At 47.9% G+C, this 17,746-nt stretch carries 21 protein-coding genes; 12 read left to right on the top strand and 9 right to left on the bottom strand.

The genetic code is table 11. From position 1 onward, the window contains the following. Positions 1–3 precede the first annotated feature (3 nt). Both GACE_RS09245 and hdrA2 read right to left on the bottom strand, forming a co-directional pair. On the bottom strand, positions 4–1,305 hold the full coding sequence (locus GACE_RS09245) for a 4Fe-4S binding protein (protein WP_048092925.1): 1,302 nt from the start codon (positions 1,303–1,305) through the stop codon (positions 4–6). Continuing rightward, positions 1,298–3,637, bottom strand: coding sequence for a CoB-CoM heterodisulfide reductase HdrA2 (gene hdrA2 / locus GACE_RS09240; protein WP_048092924.1), 2,340 nt, complete (start codon positions 3,635–3,637; stop codon positions 1,298–1,300). Before hdrA2 ends, GACE_RS09245 begins: the two co-directional genes overlap by 8 nt. A gap of 114 nt (positions 3,638–3,751) precedes the next feature. Between hdrA2 and serB the strand changes: the two genes are divergently transcribed. The 9 genes from serB (at position 3,752) to GACE_RS09195 (ending at position 12,505) form a co-directional block, all read left to right on the top strand. Continuing rightward, positions 3,752–4,921, top strand: a complete 1,170-nt coding sequence (serB, locus tag GACE_RS09235) for a phosphoserine phosphatase SerB (protein WP_048092922.1) — start codon at positions 3,752–3,754, stop codon at positions 4,919–4,921. Between the two features lie 100 nt (positions 4,922–5,021). Further along, positions 5,022–6,584, top strand: coding sequence for an ABC transporter substrate-binding protein (locus tag GACE_RS09230; protein WP_048092920.1), 1,563 nt, complete (start codon positions 5,022–5,024; stop codon positions 6,582–6,584). Positions 6,585–6,643: 59 nt separating this feature from the next. Next, positions 6,644–7,654, top strand: a complete 1,011-nt coding sequence (locus GACE_RS09225) for an ABC transporter permease subunit (RefSeq protein ID WP_048092918.1) — start codon at positions 6,644–6,646, stop codon at positions 7,652–7,654. Positions 7,655–7,663: 9 nt separating this feature from the next. Further along, positions 7,664–8,521 (top strand): ABC transporter permease, encoded by an 858-nt coding sequence (locus GACE_RS09220; RefSeq protein ID WP_048092916.1) that lies wholly within the window; start codon positions 7,664–7,666, stop codon positions 8,519–8,521. Beyond that, positions 8,521–9,468 carry an ABC transporter ATP-binding protein gene (locus GACE_RS09215; RefSeq protein WP_048092914.1) on the top strand — a complete coding sequence of 316 codons (948 nt, stop codon included), beginning with the start codon at positions 8,521–8,523 and terminating at the stop codon, positions 9,466–9,468. Before GACE_RS09220 ends, GACE_RS09215 begins: the two co-directional genes overlap by 1 nt. After that, on the top strand, positions 9,465–10,436 hold the full coding sequence (locus GACE_RS09210; protein ID WP_048092913.1) for an ABC transporter ATP-binding protein: 972 nt from the start codon (positions 9,465–9,467) through the stop codon (positions 10,434–10,436). Before GACE_RS09215 ends, GACE_RS09210 begins: the two co-directional genes overlap by 4 nt. Positions 10,437–10,463: 27 nt before the next feature. Then, positions 10,464–11,045: an HAD-IA family hydrolase gene (locus tag GACE_RS09205; protein ID WP_048092911.1), complete on the top strand. Its 582-nt coding sequence runs from the start codon at positions 10,464–10,466 to the stop codon at positions 11,043–11,045. Continuing rightward, entirely contained in the window at positions 11,035–11,685 is a 651-nt protein-coding gene (locus GACE_RS09200; protein WP_202962736.1) for an endonuclease III domain-containing protein, read from the top strand. The genes GACE_RS09205 and GACE_RS09200 overlap by 11 nt, the downstream gene beginning before the upstream one ends. 7 nt (positions 11,686–11,692) lie before the next feature. Next, positions 11,693–12,505 carry an ArsR family transcriptional regulator gene (locus tag GACE_RS09195; RefSeq protein ID WP_048092908.1) on the top strand — a complete coding sequence of 271 codons (813 nt, stop codon included), beginning with the start codon at positions 11,693–11,695 and terminating at the stop codon, positions 12,503–12,505. Here GACE_RS09195 and GACE_RS09190 read toward each other — a convergent pair. The 4 genes from GACE_RS09190 to GACE_RS09175 all read right to left on the bottom strand — a co-directional run bounded on the left by GACE_RS09190 (position 12,480) and on the right by GACE_RS09175 (position 15,120). Then, on the bottom strand, positions 12,480–13,076 hold the full coding sequence (locus tag GACE_RS09190) for a FumA C-terminus/TtdB family hydratase beta subunit (RefSeq protein WP_202962735.1): 597 nt from the start codon (positions 13,074–13,076) through the stop codon (positions 12,480–12,482). The two genes, GACE_RS09195 and GACE_RS09190, sit on opposite strands and share 26 nt — an antisense overlap. Then, positions 13,076–13,897 (bottom strand): fumarate hydratase, encoded by an 822-nt coding sequence (locus tag GACE_RS09185; protein ID WP_048092907.1) that lies wholly within the window; start codon positions 13,895–13,897, stop codon positions 13,076–13,078. The genes GACE_RS09190 and GACE_RS09185 overlap by 1 nt, the downstream gene beginning before the upstream one ends. 48 nt (positions 13,898–13,945) lie before the next feature. Continuing rightward, positions 13,946–14,719, bottom strand: a complete 774-nt coding sequence (gene dapB / locus GACE_RS09180; RefSeq protein ID WP_048092906.1) for a 4-hydroxy-tetrahydrodipicolinate reductase — start codon at positions 14,717–14,719, stop codon at positions 13,946–13,948. Positions 14,720–14,859: 140 nt separating this feature from the next. Continuing rightward, the gene (locus tag GACE_RS09175; protein WP_048092903.1) at positions 14,860–15,120 is read right to left on the bottom strand and encodes an SHOCT domain-containing protein; all 261 of its coding nucleotides are present in this window, start codon (positions 15,118–15,120) and stop codon (positions 14,860–14,862) included. 202 nt (positions 15,121–15,322) lie between these two features. On the opposite strand from GACE_RS09175, the gene GACE_RS09170 reads away from it, so the two are divergent. Both GACE_RS09170 and GACE_RS12055 read left to right on the top strand, forming a co-directional pair. Further along, complete coding sequence (locus GACE_RS09170) at positions 15,323–15,628, top strand: hypothetical protein (protein WP_048092901.1); 306 nt, start codon at positions 15,323–15,325, stop codon at positions 15,626–15,628. Next, complete coding sequence (locus tag GACE_RS12055; RefSeq protein ID WP_449267230.1) at positions 15,625–15,720, top strand: hypothetical protein; 96 nt, start codon at positions 15,625–15,627, stop codon at positions 15,718–15,720. The genes GACE_RS09170 and GACE_RS12055 overlap by 4 nt, the downstream gene beginning before the upstream one ends. 19 nt (positions 15,721–15,739) lie before the next feature. Here the strand turns inward: GACE_RS12055 and dapA are convergent, their stop codons facing one another. The 3 genes from dapA to GACE_RS11940 form a co-directional block, all read right to left on the bottom strand. After that, entirely contained in the window at positions 15,740–16,606 is an 867-nt protein-coding gene (gene dapA / locus GACE_RS09165; RefSeq protein ID WP_048092899.1) for a 4-hydroxy-tetrahydrodipicolinate synthase, read from the bottom strand. Further along, positions 16,599–16,796 (bottom strand): 30S ribosomal protein S17e, encoded by a 198-nt coding sequence (locus tag GACE_RS09160; RefSeq protein WP_048093845.1) that lies wholly within the window; start codon positions 16,794–16,796, stop codon positions 16,599–16,601. The genes dapA and GACE_RS09160 overlap by 8 nt, the downstream gene beginning before the upstream one ends. 432 nt (positions 16,797–17,228) lie before the next feature. Further along, positions 17,229–17,354: a hypothetical protein gene (locus GACE_RS11940; protein ID WP_318249193.1), complete on the bottom strand. Its 126-nt coding sequence runs from the start codon at positions 17,352–17,354 to the stop codon at positions 17,229–17,231. 93 nt (positions 17,355–17,447) lie between these two features. Between GACE_RS11940 and GACE_RS09155 the strand changes: the two genes are divergently transcribed. Beyond that, positions 17,448–17,726: a transcriptional regulator gene (locus tag GACE_RS09155; protein WP_048092897.1), complete on the top strand. Its 279-nt coding sequence runs from the start codon at positions 17,448–17,450 to the stop codon at positions 17,724–17,726. Positions 17,727–17,746: the final 20 nt, after the last annotated feature.

Raw genomic sequence — 17,746 nt, 5'->3', positions numbered from 1 at the left:
GGTTCACCCTTCGCTTAGCTCCTTTCTCAATCCGTTTATAAAAGCTTCCGTATTGCCCTTTTCGATAACCCTTCGATAATACGGTCGTTTCAACAACGCCTCAACAACCCTCAATTTCTCTTCAAGCTCTGCTCTCACACGCTCATCAACTTTTCTGACGATGATCTCCTCTTCAGCAATTATCCCTCCCATTTCCTCTCTGTACAGTTTCCTTTCAGGCTCAGTGGTTCTTCTCTTTTCAATTATTCTGCTCAAAGCCTGATGCCACGATTCCACCCATGGCTCCCATGAAACCTTCTCCTTGGTATAGTAGCTCTCCCGCCTGACCCCTATGAGATCATACGGACAGGCATTTTCGCATGCTCCGCAATAAATACAGTGATCCTCATTGAAATGAACCCTTCCCTTGTCCTCAGAAACGTACCACACCCTGTTGTGCTGGCATATTTTAATGCACGCTCCACATCCAACGGGATCGCAGCGATACATTCTCGGCTCGTAAAGGAACAGTTCCCCTTCCATGGGCTTGGTGGTTTTTATGGCATCGTAGGGACAGACAACCTCACAGTACGCACAGTTAGAGCATCTTTCATTGTCCACAGAAATGTTGGCAAGCTTTTCAAGCCTGAACTCAATCCTTTTCCCGCCATCCACTTTTATCGCGCCTTCGGGACAAACATCTTCGCACAGCACGCAGTAATCGCATGTAGATTCGTCAAGCAGAATATCCTCATAGGGCATCGGATTGGTGGGCCCCGGTTCTCTCTCGACCATCTTGAAAACCTGACAGAATTCAGCACATATCCCGCACAGGTTGCATTTTTCCCTGTCTATGACCACTTTGCCCCTTACATCTTCATTTTTCTGCTGAATTGCATCTCTCGTTATCTTTACCTCCCTCGTAATGGCGTCCTCCGGACACACCCTGTAACAGAGTGTGCAGTCAACGCATTTCTCGCAATCGATCTCAGTAAACCCGACAGGAGAGAGAGGAAGGTCCTCTTTTCCGACTTTCTCCCCATTTACGTAGAATTCATAGGCACTGAACGGACAGAACGCATAGCATATTCCACAGTACGCACATTTTGTGTGATCTATCGTTACTGGAGGCATCTCGAGTCCAATGGCAATGTCATGCACGGGACCAAGCTCAATCGCATTTACGGGGCAGGCATAAACACATATTCCACATCCGTTGCAGATTTTATAATCGTAAACAAGCTCTCTGACCTCATCCCCCGCTCTCTGGATGTACCTGAACTTTGTTTCTCCAGCCATGTCTATGTCCCGCTCAACATCAACCATCTCCGTTCACCTCATTCTCAATTGATCCGATCTGCTTCAGTGTCTCCACAAACCTGCTGATGTCCTCCGCAATGCCTCCTGCCTCCCCAGCAGAGTGCCAGCTTGTTGTTACCCTTTCAGGATTTATTCCCACTTCCCTGAGCGCCTCTCTCATGGCATTAACCCTGTCCTGTGCGTGATAGTTGCCGACCTTGAAATGGCACTCTCCCGGCCTGCATCCCGTTATCATGACCCCATCTATGCCGTTCTTCAACGCCCTCAGGATCCATTCAGGATCAACTCTGCCGGAACAGAGCGTTCTGATGACCCTCACATTTGGTTCATACTGAACCTTCGTTGTTCCCGCAAGGTCGAGGGCACCATAACTGCAGAAATGGCACGCAAACATGAGAACTAATGGTTCAGCACTTTTTTCTTCGGCCAGCGCATCTATTGCCGAGATTATGGATTTTTCGTTGAAAAAGCCCATGTCTATCGCATCTGCAGGACATGAAGCAACGCACACGCCACACATAACACACGAATTCGGGTCAATCTTTGCTTTCTTACCCTCCATAAACGCAGCGCTGAAGTTGCACACGCTAACACAGAGTCCGCACCCAATGCATTTGTCAGGATTTACATAAGCGTTGTACGGGTCAAATTCGGCCTGACCGCTCACAATCAGTTCCATTGCCTTTGCAGCAGCCAGGCCAGCCGATGCAACACTGTCCTGAATATCCTTAGGACCGCTTGCAGTGCCTGCAAGAAATATGCCCTTCACATCGGTTTCTGCAGGTCTGAGTTTTGGATGCGCCACCTCGTAAAATCCATCCTCTCCAACAGATATCCCAAGCTTTCTCGCAGCCTCTGTGTTGCCCTCCATTCCTATTGATAGGACCACGAGGTCGAATTCCTCCTCAATTACTTCCCCAAGCAGCGTGTTCTCATAACTCAGAATCAGGTTGCCATCGCTCTTTTCGTAAATCTCTCCAACCTTTGCCCTGATGAAGCGGATGCCTTTTTCCTGTGTTCTTGCATAAAACTCCTCATACATTCTTCCATAGGCTCTGATGTCAATATAAAATACAGTAACCTCCGAATCAGGATAACGCTCCTTTATTGCAAATGCGTTCTTTAAACTCGACATGCAGCAAACTCTTGAGCAGTATCTGTTCGTTTTCTCGTCTCTGCTACCAACACACTGAATGAATGCGATTTTCCTGGGAATGCTCGAATCTGAAGGTCTCAAAAGTTCTCCCAGCGTGGGTCCGGAGGCTGAAAGCAATCTTTCCAGTTCGAGTGATGTGATGACGTTTCTGTATATCCCATATCCGTATTCTTCTTTTCTCCGTGCGTCAAACGGTTTGAAGCCAGTGGCAACAATAACTGCCCCAACCTCAATTTCAATCTCCTCTGGATTCTGGCTGAAATCTATCGCCTCAGGCTCGCACGCTTTCTCGCACAATCTGCATCCAATACAGTGCTGCCAGTCTATTGCCGCATAGAGCGGTGTTGATTGGGGTATCGGCAGGTAAATTGCCTTTCTCGTCCCTATAGTATAATCGAACTCGTTTGGAACCTCCACCGGGCATACCGAGCTGCAATCGTCAATGCATCCTTTGCACTTGCCCTCATCAACGTATCTCGGATGCTTGACAATTTTGAGCCTGAAGTTACCCACATGCCCATCAAAATCCTTAAGCTCGGCGTTGGTTATCACCTCAATATTCTCGTGGTTCAGGGCTTCACTCATTTTCGGAGCGAGAATGCAGATTGAACAGTCGTTTGTGGGGAATACCTCATTCAGAGTTGCCATGTGACCGCCAATGGTCGGGGCTTTCTCTATTAGATACACCTTTATCCCTGCATCGGCTATGTTCAGCGCAGCCTCAATCCCGGCAACTCCTCCCCCAATAACAGCCACAGCCTGCTTTACTTCAGTATGCCTTCTTGACAGAGGTTCGAGTGCTCTTGCACTTGCAACTGCCATTCTGACGAGGTCTTTTGCCTTGGCCGTTGCTGCTTTTGGCCTTTCCTGGTGGACCCACGAGCACTGTTCCCTTATGTTTGCCATGACAACCATGTAGGGATTCAGGCCGGCCCTCATTGCCGCCCTTCTGAATGTAACCTCGTGCAGCTTTGGACTGCACGCAGCAACCACAATCGCATCGAGGTTGAACTCTTTTATGGCCTTAATTATCTCCTCCTGACCGCTGTCGGAGCAGCTGTATTTTATGTCGCTCACATAACCGACATCTGGAAGATTTTTCACGTATTCAACTATTTCATTAATGTCAACAACCCTTGCGATGTTTAGACCGCAGTGACACACAAACACGCCGATCTTCATACAGTCACCATGATGTGATCTTTGTAATTGATAGTGGGAAGCTAATTTTTAATCTTTCTTGTATTTGACAGCATTTTTCAAAACTCTTATTAACAATTTTTTCCGGGTAAAATTGTGGAACTGCTCGCTCTTTCGATATTCGGAATTGACAAACCCGGAATAGTGTTCAGAATTACTGATCTGCTTGCCAGAGCCAATGTAAACATAGTGGATATCGAGCAGAACGTTCTACAGGGTATTTTCACGATGTTCATCGTCGGTGATGCCACCGGGGCGGGGTTAAGCATAGACGAGCTTAAGGCCGAACTTGACAGAATTTCCCATGAAATTGGGGTCTACTACCATCTTTCCCCCTTTGAGAGAGTCAAGGTTGGTGGAAAGAACAGATACATCGTAACAGTCATTGGAAAGGACAGAGTCGGCATAGTAAGGGATGTTTCAGGAATACTGTTCTCCTACGGAGCCAACATAGAGAGGACGTCACTGACGGCAAGAGATCAGCTGATATCCATCTCCATAGTGGTGGATATGGGCGAGGCCGATGTTCAGGAAGTGAAAAACAAGCTAAAACAGGAGATCGAAAAGACGGGGCTTGACGTGGTTATACAGCCGTACAGTGTTGCGAAGGAAGAAAAGAGGCTGATTGTCTTCGACATGGACTCGACCCTTATTGACATGGAAATCATCGATGAGCTTGCAAAGGTTGCAGGTGTTGAAGAAGAGGTCAAAAAGCTAACAGAAAAGGCAATGAGTGGAGAGATTGACTTTGAGACCGCTTTGAGAGAGAGGGTAAAACTTCTTGCAGGATTGCCGGTTGAGGTGATGGAAAAAATTTACGAAAACATAAGGCTTACGGAGGGGGCCAAAGAACTTATTGAGTCCCTGAAAAAGGCAGGCTACAAGGTTGCTCTTGTCAGCGGTGGTTTCACATACTTCACAGATAAGCTGAAGAACGAGCTGGGGCTTGATTACGCCTTTGGAAACGAGCTTGAAATCGAGAATGGGAAGCTTACGGGCAGAATAAAGGGTAAAATCATCAACGCTGAGGAAAAGGCGAGAATTATCGAGGAGATTGCAAGAAAAGAGGGAATAAAGAAGGAGAACATTGTCGCAATTGGCGATGGTGCAAACGACAGAATTATGATCGAGAAGGCTGGACTTGGCATTGCATTCAATGCAAAACAGGCTTTAAAGGAGGTCGCAGATGGCCTCATAAGCAAAGAAAACCTCATTGGACTTGCAAGCATTCTGAAGTTACCGGCTGAATTCAGAAAGAGAGTTTAGCGTTTTGCTTTAGCTGCCCGGACATTTTCCACTTTTTCGCATTTGACCCTCTGCTCAATTTTAGAGTAAATTAAATATATTTGTCAGTTTACGTTATGTCATGGCAAAACATAAGGTTCTGATAGTGGGCCTCTTGCTTCTTGCAGTGCTGTTCTTCGGCTGTGCCGGAGAGAAGCAGGAGGCTCCAAAAGCGGAAGTGAAAACAATAACAATCGGAGTCACGGACAAAATTACAGAGCTTGACCCGGCCAACGCCTACGACTTCTACACCTGGGAAGTAATGAACAACATCATGGGCGGACTGATGAGATACAAACCCGGAACAACTGAACTTGAGCCATTCTTAGCTGAGAGCTATGAGGTACAGGATGGAGGCAAGGTCTACATCTTCCACCTGAGGAAGGACCTGAAGTTCGCTGATGGCACGCCATGCACGGCAGAGGATGTCGTCAGGAGCATAAAGAGAGTAATGGAACTCCAGGGAGATCCATCATGGCTTGTTACAGAGTTCGTCGAGAACGTTGAGGCTGTTGATGACTACACGGTCAAATTCACGCTGAAGGAGCCGATCTCGTACTTCCTGGCACTGACGGCAACACCGCCTTACTTCCCCGTGCATCCCAACTACAAGCCCGATGCAATCGATCCTGACCAGACTGCCGGTGGAGTTGGCCCATACAAGATTGCAAGCTGGGTCAGAGATCAGGAGCTGATACTTGAGACCAACGAGAACTTCTTCGGAGAGAAGCCAAAGGTCGACAGGATTGTTGTGAAGTTCTACAAGGACGCAACAACCCTGAGGCTTGCTCTCGAAAAGGGAGAGATCGATATCGCCTGGAGAACGCTCTCACCTGTCGACATCCAGTCCCTGAAGGGTAAAGAGGGATTGCAGGTCATCGAGGCACCGGGTGGATTCATCAGATACCTCGTTCTGAACGGAAATGAGAACACGGACTATCCGACCAAGGACAAACTCGTGAGACAGGCAATAGCTGCGGCCATAGACAGACAGGAGATCATAGATAAGGTATTCATGGGCACGATGGAGCCGCTCTATTCACTCGTTCCAAACGGAATGTGGAGCCACATTGACGCATTCAAGGACAAGTACGGTGATGGCAACATCGAGCTTGCGAAGCAGCTTCTCAGCCAGGCAGGTTACAGCGAGAGCAACAAGCTCAAGCTTGAACTCTGGTGGACTCCAACACACTACGGAGACACTGAAAAGGATGTGGCACAGATCCTGAAGGCTCAGCTTGAGAAGACGGGGATGATAGAGGTCGAGCTCAAGAGCGCAGAGTGGTCAACCTACACCGACTATGCGAGAAAGTCCGCAATGATGCTCTCGCTCTTCGGATGGTATCCGGACTACCTCGACCCCGATGACTACACCGCCCCATTCCTCAAGAGCACAGCCAACAACTGGCTTGGATATCCGTATGCCGATGAAAAGATGGACAAGCTGATTGAAGAAGCGTCAAAGGCAACGTCAACGCAGGAAAGAGAGGAACTTTACAAGCAGATTCAGGAGAAGCTTGCAGAGGATGCACCAATAATTCCGCTGGTTCAGGGCAAGCTCACGGTTGTGGCAAAGAGCAACATTCAGGGCATTACCCTCGACCCGACAATGATCTTCAGGTACTACCTGCTTGACATCTCCTAAATTTTTTATTATTTTTTATTAACAAATAGCTTTTTATGTTGCCTTTTTGAATCAGAGCCATGTCCTCCCTCAAGGCGTATATAGTAACGAGGACACTGATGGTAATTCCCACCGTTCTTATCCTTCTGACCCTTGTTTTCTTTATCATGAGGATCCTGCCAGGAGATCCGATTTCAGCCATGGTCGGTCAGAAGGTGCCTGCAGAAGTCCTCGAAAGGATGAGAGAAGAGGCAGGGTTGAACAAGCCTCTTGTGATCCAGTATATAGATTACCTGAAAGGGGTGTTCACCGGAGACCTCGGCAATTCCATGATCTGGGGAAGAAGACCTGTCATGGAAGAAATAATGGACCGTTTTCCAGCAACACTCGAGCTGACAGTATTCGGATTTACAATAAGCGTGCTCCTCGGTGTACTGACGGGTTCAATCGCGGCATTCAGGAGAGGTAGCAAAGCCGACACGGGAATGAGAATATACAGTGTGGTTGCATACACGCTCTTTATCCCGTGGTTTGGAATGCTTCTCCAGATGTTTTTCGGCGTTTACCTGAAAATCCTGCCAATTGGCGGGAGAATAACTCCGGGTCTCGCTCCGGATCACATCACGGGTCTTTATGTCCTCGATTCAATTCTCACTCTCAATCTCGAATCCCTGAAGACCTCACTTCTGTACCTCTTCCTCCCGTCCATGACTCTCGGCATTGTCCTGTCCGGGGCGTACACAAGAATCCTGAGAAACAACCTGATAGACGTGCTGAGCCAGGACTTCATTGTTGCATACAGGGCAAGAGGAGTCAGAGAGTGGAAGGTCATCAAGCATGCGATGAAAAATGCATTCATACCTGTTGTCACCCTGATGGGTTTGCAGTTCGCCATACTGCTTGCAGGAGCGGTTCTTACGGAATCGACGTTTTCATGGCCGGGTATGGGTACATTCCTGCTTGAGAGGATTGAATACAGGGATTACAACGCAGTGCAGGGAGCCATTGTTTTCTATGCGGTGTTTGTTGCCCTAATAAGCCTGATAGTGGATGTCATTTACGCACTGCTTGATCCCAGAATTAGGTACTGAGGTGGTGAAATGGAGGTAAAAAATCTCGCCAGGGCGATCTTCGGATTCATACCCAAGTACGAAGGCAGATACATGGTCATAGCGGGGCTCGCGATAGTCCTCTCAATCGTGTTCATGGCAGTGTTCGCAGATCTGATTGCTCCCTACGACCCCGTACAGATGACCAACGACGTGCTTCAGCCGCCAAGTGCCAAGCACCTCATGGGCACTGACAACCTCGGAAGAGACGTTTTTTCAAGAATAATTCACGGCTCAAGGATCGTCCTTATGGTCGTGTTCACTGCAGGTTTGTTCTCCATGATCATAGGAGTTCCTCTCGGCCTTATCTCCGGATATTATGGGGGAAAACTCGACCGGGCACTCTCCATGATTATGGATTCCATGTATGCATTCCCGAGTTTGATTCTGGCAATTGCAATCGCAGCAGTCCTCGGTCCGAGTGTTATTAACGCGGTAATCGCAATCTCAGTTGTTTACGTCCCGACATACTTCAGAATGATCAGAGGACAGGTGCTGAGCCTGAAAACGAGGCTGTTTGTTGAAGCCGCAAAAACCATTGGAGCAAATGATGCGAGGATTCTCAGAAAGTACATTCTGCCCAACATAGTTCCCACTCTTGTCGTCGTGTTCTCACTGAACATTGCCGATGCGATTCTGACTGAAGCAGGTCTGAGCTTCCTGGGCTTCATCGTCAGCGCCCCCACTCCGGATTGGGGATTTGAGCTGGGTTCGGGAAGACCCTACCTGCCGGCAGGTTACTGGTGGATGATCACGTTCCCTGGACTTATGGTCATGCTCCTGTCCCTGGGTTTCGCCCTGATTGGAGAAGGTCTCAGCGAGGTTTACGCTCCGAGGAGGGAGAGATGATGCTCATAGAAATCAAAAATCTGGAGACTCATTTCATCTCGAGAAAGGGAGTTGTAAAGGCAGTTGATCGGGTTACTATGTCGTTCGATTCCGGGGAATTCATATCCGTCGTTGGTGAAAGTGGCTGCGGAAAATCGACACTTGCATACTCAATAATGCGTTTGATTTCCCCACCAGGGAGGATAACAGGGGGGGCTGTCAGATTTGACGGTAGAGACCTGCTCAGTCTCAGCGAGGAAGCGATGAGGGACCTAAGAGGGAAGGAAATCGGGATGGTGTTCCAGGATCCGATGACCAGCCTCGATCCTCTCGAGAGAATAGGTGACCAGATGATTGAAACGATCCTCGCACACAAAGACATGGACAGAAACGATGCCAGAGAGCTTGCCGGAGACATGCTTGAAAAGGTCGGGTTGCCCAGAAACAGGCTGAATTACTATCCGCACCAGCTCTCAGGCGGACAGAGGCAGCGAATAATGATTGCCATGGCTGTTATGCTCAATCCCAAGCTCCTGATAGCCGATGAGCCAACAACAGCACTGGACGTTATAGTTCAGGAAAAGATTATGGACCTTCTGGACGGCCTTAAAAGTGAGGGCAAGGCAATTATGCTCATCACCCATGACTTCGCCCTTGCATCTGAGAGGAGTGATAAAATTGCGGTGATGTATGCCGGATGGCTGGTGGAATACGGCAGTGCAGAAAAGCTCGTGAATGAGCCGCTGCATCCGTACTCAAAAGGACTTATTCAGTCTGTTCCGGACCTCTGGATAGACAGGGAAATCAAACCCCTCCCCGGATCGCCTCCCGACCTCTCGAACCCTCCAGAGGGGTGCAGGTTCAGACCGCGATGCAGGTTCGCAAAGGAGGTCTGCCGAAAAGAGCCACCCAGCACGATTGTGGACGGCAGGGTTGTGAAGTGCTGGCTTTACGAGGTGGGAGAATGATCCAGGTAAAAAATCTGAAGAAATACTATCCCGTCCAGAAATCTGCAATTGAAGCCATGCTTTCGAGGAAGAGAGAGTACATCAGGGCAGTTGATGGGATATCCTTCAGCATGGGGAAGGGAGAAGTCCTTTCGCTTGTCGGTGAAAGTGGTTGCGGTAAAACGACAACCGGGAGAATGATTGTCGGGCTTGAAAAACCTACAGAAGGCAGCATATTCTACGCCGGAAAAGACATTACCCGGTTGAAGGGTGGGGAATACAGAGCAATACGAAGAAAAATCCAGATGATATTCCAGGACCCCTACGCATCCCTCAACCCGAGAATGAGAATAGGAGACCACCTAATTGACCCTCTGCTCATTCATGGGCTGGCAGAGAAAAATGAGGCAATAGAGACTGCAATGAAGATGCTGGACAGGGTTGGCCTTCCAGGAGAAGAATTTTACAGCAGAATGCCGCACCAGCTTTCAGGTGGACAGAGACAGCGAGTCGTGATCGCAAGGGCAATGATTCTCAAGCCCGAATTTGTTGTTGCTGACGAGGCAGTTTCCATGATCGACGTCAGTCTGAGAGCGTCAATCCTCCAGCTACTCATGGAATTCAAGAGAGACTACGACCTTAGCATGCTGTTCATCACTCACGACATCTCCGTAGGCAAGATCGTCAGCGACAGGATTGCAGTGATGTATCTGGGCAAGATCGTCGAGATCGGGGATATTGACGAGGTCATCCACAACCCGAGACACCCGTACACGGCTGCACTGCTGTCATCAGTCCCAAGCTTCGTAAGGCGAAGGGATAGAGTGGACATAAAGGGCGAGATCGCCAACCCGATAGACATACCCAAGGGTTGCAGATTCCATCCACGCTGCCCATTTGCAAAGGACAGATGCAGAAAGGAGGAACCGGAGATCACCGAAGGAAAACACGGCTTTGCCTGCCACTATCCCCTCGACATAGCTTTTTAATACTCCAGCGTAAAATCTCTTTTTGCTGTGAAGCTGATAATATTTGACCTTGATGGTACCTTGGTGGAATTCAACATTCCGGTTGACAGAATAAAAAGCGTTCTCAGGATAAATGGACCCATTCTTGAGGAGATAATCCGGAGTGAAAAAGGCAGAGAGATGCTGAAGGTTCTGGAAAGTTATGAGCTTGAGTGTGCGAAGAGATCACGGCTTTATCCTGGCGTGAAAGACCTGTTAGAGTATCTTGATCGGAGGGATATCTACACGGCCCTATACACAAGAAACTCAATCAAAAGTGTGAGAATTAACATGGAAAGGCACGGACTTGAATTCGATTTTGTGTTTACGAGAGAGGACGACATCAAACCCTCTCCCCTGCCCGTGATTCACGCCATGGAGGAGGTCGGGGTGGACAAAAGCGAGGCGGCCATGGTTGGAGACTACGTATATGACTATCTCACTGCAAGAAACACAGGTATTGAATTCTGGTTTTTTGAAAATGGGCGAAATAAGGGCCTTGCAGAAAAATTCGGGTTCACGCCAGATTTCACATTCAGGTCCCATGCAGAACTCGTGAAAATCCTGGAGATGAGGCTCAGTGAGCATTGATAAAATTCTCGACATTATGGAGGATGAGGCAAGGAGGCGAAATGCACCCGTTTACACGCTGAAAGAAAGGACATCTGACCCATTTAAAGTGCTCATTTCCGCAATACTCTCCACAAGGACAAGAGACGAACAGACCGTGAGTGTTGCAGACAGGCTGTTTCAGAGGGTGAGCGATTTTTCAGATCTGAAAAACATGGAAACCCGGGAACTTGAAGACCTCCTGAAAGGTGTTGGATTTTACAGAAACAAGGCAAAAATCCTGAAGAAGCTTGCTGAGGAGCTTGACGGAAAAGAGATTCCCTCAACACTCGAAGGTCTCCTGAAACTTCCCGGAGTTGGGAGAAAGGTTGCAAATATTGTCCTCTCTGAGGTCTTTGGTGTTGAAACCATAGCCGTGGACACGCACGTCCACAGAATTGCCAACCGACTCGGAGTCGTTGAAACAAAAACCCCTGAGGAAACAGAAATCGAACTTAAGAAGAGGATTCCCGAAAAGCTCTGGAGAAGGGTGAACAGGGCTTTCGTGGGTTACGGTCAGACGGTATGCAAACCTCTCAGACCCATGTGCGAGGAGTGCAAGATTTCCATCCACTGCAGATATTATCGAAAAGAGAAAAATATATCTCCGAGAGCCGATTGAATATAACATGGGATTTGATAGTATCTCAAAGGAACTCGTAAAGGAGGAAAAGGTTCGAATTCTTGAAAGTTTAATGGGGAAGCCCTGCACTTTCAGAGAGATTCTCAATATCAACGGCTATGCTCCTTCCACACTATCAAGAACCCTCACAATTTTCGAGGAAGAGGGCCTTGTGAGACGGGAGGACGAGAAATACTGTCTTACCGGAGCGGGACTGGCATTTCTGAAAGTCATTGACGTTATAAAGGCAGTGTATGAATTCAAAGACGACATTAACGGTGTTCCGGAGTTTGTTGAGATTCTACCACCGGGGTTCCTGGCAGGAATACACAATCTGAGAAGGGCCGAGGTAATGGACATTGAAAGTGCGCTGAAGCTCGGTGTTGAAAGAATTGCTGAAGCAAAGGAGTACGGCCTTTATGTTGACAAGGTCATAAGCTACGACGTTTACAAACTAATGGTGGAGAAGAACCTGCAGGGGGTGGAAGAAAGGGTTATCTCAAACCGCGAAACCCTCTATGGCAGAGGTTCGACTTTCAGAAAAGTTCTCCAGGATATGAATCTCACAAAGGAGGAATACGAACTGATCAAGCGCAAGGTGCACGTGAAGGTTTTCGACACTCCGATACAGCTTGGAGTTATTGACGGTGAGTTTGCGATTCTGCAGTTGAATGACAGGGTTGACAGGTTCTATGTCTCCGAGGACAAGAGATTCATAACATGGTGTGAGCATCTGTTCACTTACCTCTGGGACAATGCAGAGGATGCCCGGTTCAATAAAATAGTTGATGAAGTTATGGCTGAGAAAGGATTTTCCTGAAGTTTTCTTCAACCGTTTTTTCAACCTCCTTGTAAAGGCTGTTGCCCTTGGAGTCTATTCCAACTATACACGGTCCAAAGTTCTCCACCTCAAAAACCCAGGCAGCTTCAGGCATTCCAAGGTCTTTCCAGTAAACATCCCTGACTGTCTTTATGGTCTGTGCTGCAAGCGCTCCTGCCCCTCCGGTGTACGCAAGATACACTCCCTTGCCCTTCAGAGCGTTTATCACTTCCTCGTTCATGCCACCTTTTCCCACAATAACCATTCTGTCAACCCTCTCCAGGACCTTTGGTGTGAGAGAATTCATTCTGGCAGAGGTCGTTGGGCCAGCGGAGATTGTTCTGTATTTTCCGCCATCCTCCACGATTATTGGTCCACAGTGGTAGATAACCACGTCTTCAATCCTGAATGGCAGTTCGTTTCCCTCATCAAAGTACTCCAGCATTCTGACATGGGCCTCATCTCTTGCTGTGATCATTGTACCGGTTATGTAAACCACGTCGCCAACATTCAGGTTCAGAATCTCGTCCTTACCAATAGGGGTTTTTAACCAGTGTTCCACCATAACCATCACCTCAGCATGGCTGAAGCTCTTCTGTTCGCCCAGCACTGGATGTTCACTGCCACTGGTAAAGATGCGGTGTGGCAGTAGCCGGTTTCAACAAGAACTGCCAGAGCAGTTGTTTTTCCGCCAAGTCCTCCCGGACCGATGCCGAGGCTGTTTATTTTCTCCAGCAATCCCCTCTCAAATTCGTCCATGCTGGTCACGTTTCTGAGAAGAGCCTTCTTAGCAAGCTTTGCGGCCCCATCAAAGGTGGTGCCGATCCCGACTCCAACTATTATGGGTGGACAGGGTTTTCCTCCCGCATTCTTCACAACCTCGATTATGAACCTCTCCACGTTATTGACCTGACTGGGGAGGAGCATCCTTAGAGCGGAGACGTTCTCGCTTCCGGCACCCTTGGGCAGTACCGTGAGTTTGAGGGCATCCCCTTCCACGACATCCATCGTTATCAGAGGTACGTGGGGGCCGATGTTGGTTCCCGGATTCTCTCTCGTAAGCGGATGCACGGCATTCGGTCTGAGCGGGACCTCTTTTGTGGCTCTTCTTACACCCTCAACTATCGCATCCCTCAGATTGAAGTCCAGGCGAAGATCTCTTCCAACCTCGGCGAAGATTATTGGAAGGCCGGTATCCTGGCACATGGGAACCTTCAAACCCCTTGCGGCCTCAATGTTCCTCAGAATTGCCCCAATCGTGTTTCTCGCCACTTCATTGTCTTCCTGCTCGTATGCGTTTTTCAAAGCCTGAATAACATCCTCAGGCAGTTCAGTCTCGGCCTTCCTGAAAAGCTCAACAACAGTCTCAGCAACCTCTTCAAAGGACACCATGATTATCCCCCGGAAAAGTTGATGAAGAAAGAGATAAAGGCTTCGAAATTAAATGCCGAGAACGTCTTTCATGGAATAAAGGCCCGGCTCATCAACACCCGCAATCCAGCCTGCAGCCTTCACAGCTCCTCTCGAAAATGCTTCTCTGTTCCATGCCCTGTGAGTCAGCTCAATTCTCTCTCCGAAGCCTATGAAAAATACTGTGTGTTCTCCTACCACGTCCCCGCCTCTGACTGCAAACATGCCGATCTCCTCATCGCTCCTGAGGCTTTCGCCCTCTCTGCCAAACACGAACCTCAGGTTTTTACCTGATGCCTCTTTCAAAACCTCTCCCGCTCTCAGAGCAGTCCCGCTTGGTGCATCTCTCTTAAAACGGTGGTGGATTTCAAAGATTTCCATGTCGTAGTCGGAAAGTTTCTCAGCAAGCATCTCCAGTGCCTTCCAGAATATGTTCACACCGACGCTGAAGTTTGGTGAAAGAACAACAGGAATTTTGCCAGCAATTTCTTCGATCCTCTTCTTCTGATCCTCACTCAAACCGGTTGTCCCCACAACAGCCTTTACACCCTTCTCAGCACACACCTCGAGCAGTTTCATGGTTGCAGATGGAACTGAGAAGTCAATCACGACGTCGCATGAAAGCTCTTCAACATTATCTGAAACCGGAACGCCAATCTTTCCAATTCCGGCAATTTCTCCGGCGTCTTCTCCAATCCCTGATACGTCGAAGGCCTGGACAACCTCAAAACCCTCTTCAACTGCGTTCTTAACCACAAGTTTTCCCATTCTCCCTGCTGCGCCGTGAACAGCGATTTTCATGATTTTTTATTTGGATGGGATACAGAAAAAGGTTTTGTTTAAGCGACACAATCACATTACGCAAAGATAGGCCGATTGAGATAATGCGTAACTCTGAGAAACAGCATTAAGGGAGTTGAAAAAAACTCCCTGTTGGGGAGGTGTCATCTCAGAAGTTCTTCTTTGAGCTTCCTGTACTCCTCGGCATCAATCTCTCCCCTCGCAAACCTCTCGTCCAGTATTCTGAGCGCCCTGCTCTCTCCTCCTGAGTTTGAACTTCCCCTGTTCTGGCTGAGCGCATTTATTACCAGGTAGATTACCGCGACTATAACGACCAGCCAGATTATCTGCCAGATGAACCCGAGGCCGTAGTAACCCATGCCGTCGAATCCATAGCCGCCCATCATTCCACCGTAACCCATCATTTTACATCACCTCTGAACATAACTTTGTCCTGAGAGGCAATATTTGTTGGGGGTGAAAACGAGGGTGAAACTGGCGAGGAGATGTTTCATAAAGGTTTATCGAATCAGGGGATGGTTCAGGATTTTAAGCAGTCCCCCCATACCTCCGGTTCAGGCGTGAAGGAGTGTAATGTTTAATTTTCCACATCGTTCAATATCTTTCATGAGACCCGTTCATCTCGCGGCAGTCATTGTCGGCATGTTCCTGATACTGTCTTCTTTTGTGGTCTCTGGGTCTCAGGCATACAAGAATGAATGCACGATGATGCGCCCTTCAGTTTATTCGTCATTCTATTCCTCTTTGCCATCAATTCTGTCTGTTGCGGGAATAACACTGATTGTCGCTCCTTTTATCGTCTGTTTTAAAGACAAATCGGGGAAAAGGATGAGAATCGCATCTGAAACTCCTACGCCTCTCAGATACAGGCAAATTTCAGAACAGGCTTCTCCACATCGAAGGTATCCATGATTGTTAAAAAGCTCGAGGAAAAGGACTTGATCTACCGTGAGAGGTTTGGAAAGACATACAGGCTCTATCTGAGTGACTGGGTGAAGAACTGAGTGTCAGAAATGAAGAGAGCTAAATTAGTTCAAGGTCTTTCAGAACTTCCCTGAGTTTTTCTGTTTTTTCGCCACTCAGCTCCACAAGGGGAAGTCTGGGTTTTCCACCCGCAAGACCCATAAGCTCGAGAGCTTTTTTGACCGGAATCGGGTTGGTGTCTATGAACAGGGCATCAAAAAGCGGCATCAGTCTGTAGTGGATTTCCCTTGCTTTTTCAATGTTGCCCGAAACAAACGCCTGGTACATCTCGTTCATTAAGTGAGGTGCAACATTGGCTGCAACGCTGATTACACCTTTTCCGCCCATCAGCATAATTGGCAGGGTGAGGAAATCATCTCCGGAGAGGACTGTGAAATCGTCGGGACAGAGCTTTAGTATCTGGGCTATCTGCTTCAGATTTCCGCTGGCCTCCTTTATTCCTGCGATGCTGTCGATTTCCGCCAGTTTTCTGGCCGTCTCCGGCAGAATGTTCGTTCCTGTTCTGCTCGGGACATTGTATACGATCATGGGGATGCTGATCTCTTCCGCAATGGCCCGGTAATGCTCCACAAGCCCATCCTGGTTTGGCTTGTTGTAGTAGGGTGTTACGAACATTGCCGCATCGGCTCCAGCCTTCTCAACCTCCTTTGCAAGATAAACGGCTTCTCTCGTGGAATTGGACCCTGCTCCCGCGATAACCGGTTTTTTCGAAACCTCGCAGACGTACCTCACAACCTTTATGTGTTCTTCGTAGCTAAGGGTTGCAGCTTCTCCGGTGGTGCCAGTAGGCACAAATGCAGAAACGTGTTTTTCGAGATAATCCAGATTCCTCGCAATACCTTCAAAATCTACTTCGAAATTCTCCTTAAATGGTGTTACGAGGGCAGGAATTACACCCTCAAACATTCTTCCAGCCCTTGTTTATTTTTCTTGTAATGTATCCGGCTATTCTGTTCCTTACAGTTTTGCTTCTGACATTGGTAAACTCCTGAACGAGCTTTTTGTTTTCATCAAAGCTGTTCGTGAACGCATCCGGATATTTCTTGAGCAATTCCATTGCGATGTTCTTGATATATGCTGGCTTTACAGTTCCCACCAGTACCACCTCCTGGAGGAAAAAGTGAGCCATGAATTATATAATTTTTTTGTCCGCCAGTCTGACGAGGTAATTTTCTAAGATGTTTTTTATATTTTTTACTTGAAATTTGTTCGTGTGCAAGCCCCCGTATTTCGCACCATACCTTTCAAAGTTTGGGGAGTATTCCTGATTCCATAAGGGGATCAGTTATGACATGATCGACACTCTCTAAAACTACTCATGCATTTTCTCTGCGTGTCCTTTGACAAACTCTGGCTCTATCCCTGTGAACTCGGGTCTCTTTCTTGCTCCTTCAACATGCTTTCTGAACCCCTTCTATGCCGAACATCCCCAGTTCCGCACTCCTCTCTTCCATTTTCGGGAACTTGGAATTAAATTTTGTAAATGCAAAATCCCTTGTGAACCTGCAGATTGAAATGTTTTTTGCAATCATTCCTGCTTCGAACAGGCTCTTTTGTGGTGTCCATTGTCTCCTGTCATGTCTATATCCACCATGAAGTCTGTGGTTATGTCTTCTAAATCTTCAGCTTCGCCTCTTTCGGGAAGAAGTACCATCTTTACCGCCTGTGATGTGATATGTTTTTGACGCTCTGTCTACTGATAAGTTTAAGGCAGATTTTATATTATGCACGAGACCTGCTTTAACTCGTGCAGCTTGAGAGGATTATCGCACTCATCGAGGAAAGGCCATTGACTGCCAGAGAAATCTGCTATGCCCTGGAAATGGATATTTCCAGGGAAAAAGAGGTTTATGATGCCCTGAAGAAGGCATCGAAAGTTCTGAAGAGGAAGGGGAAAATGCTGCTTATGTCTCCGCCGATGTGCAAAAAGTGTGGCTTTGAGTTTGAAAAAATGAATCCGGGAAGATGCCCGAAATGCAGGAGCGAGTGGATAGAGCCTGCAAGATTTTTTGTGAAGGTACTGTAGGGGGAATCAAAAATAATTGA

This window comes from Geoglobus acetivorans (assembly GCF_000789255.1).
Taxonomy (GTDB): Archaea; Halobacteriota; Archaeoglobi; order Archaeoglobales; family Archaeoglobaceae; genus Geoglobus; species Geoglobus acetivorans_B.
This window is presented reverse-complemented; position numbering and strand designations above follow the sequence as displayed.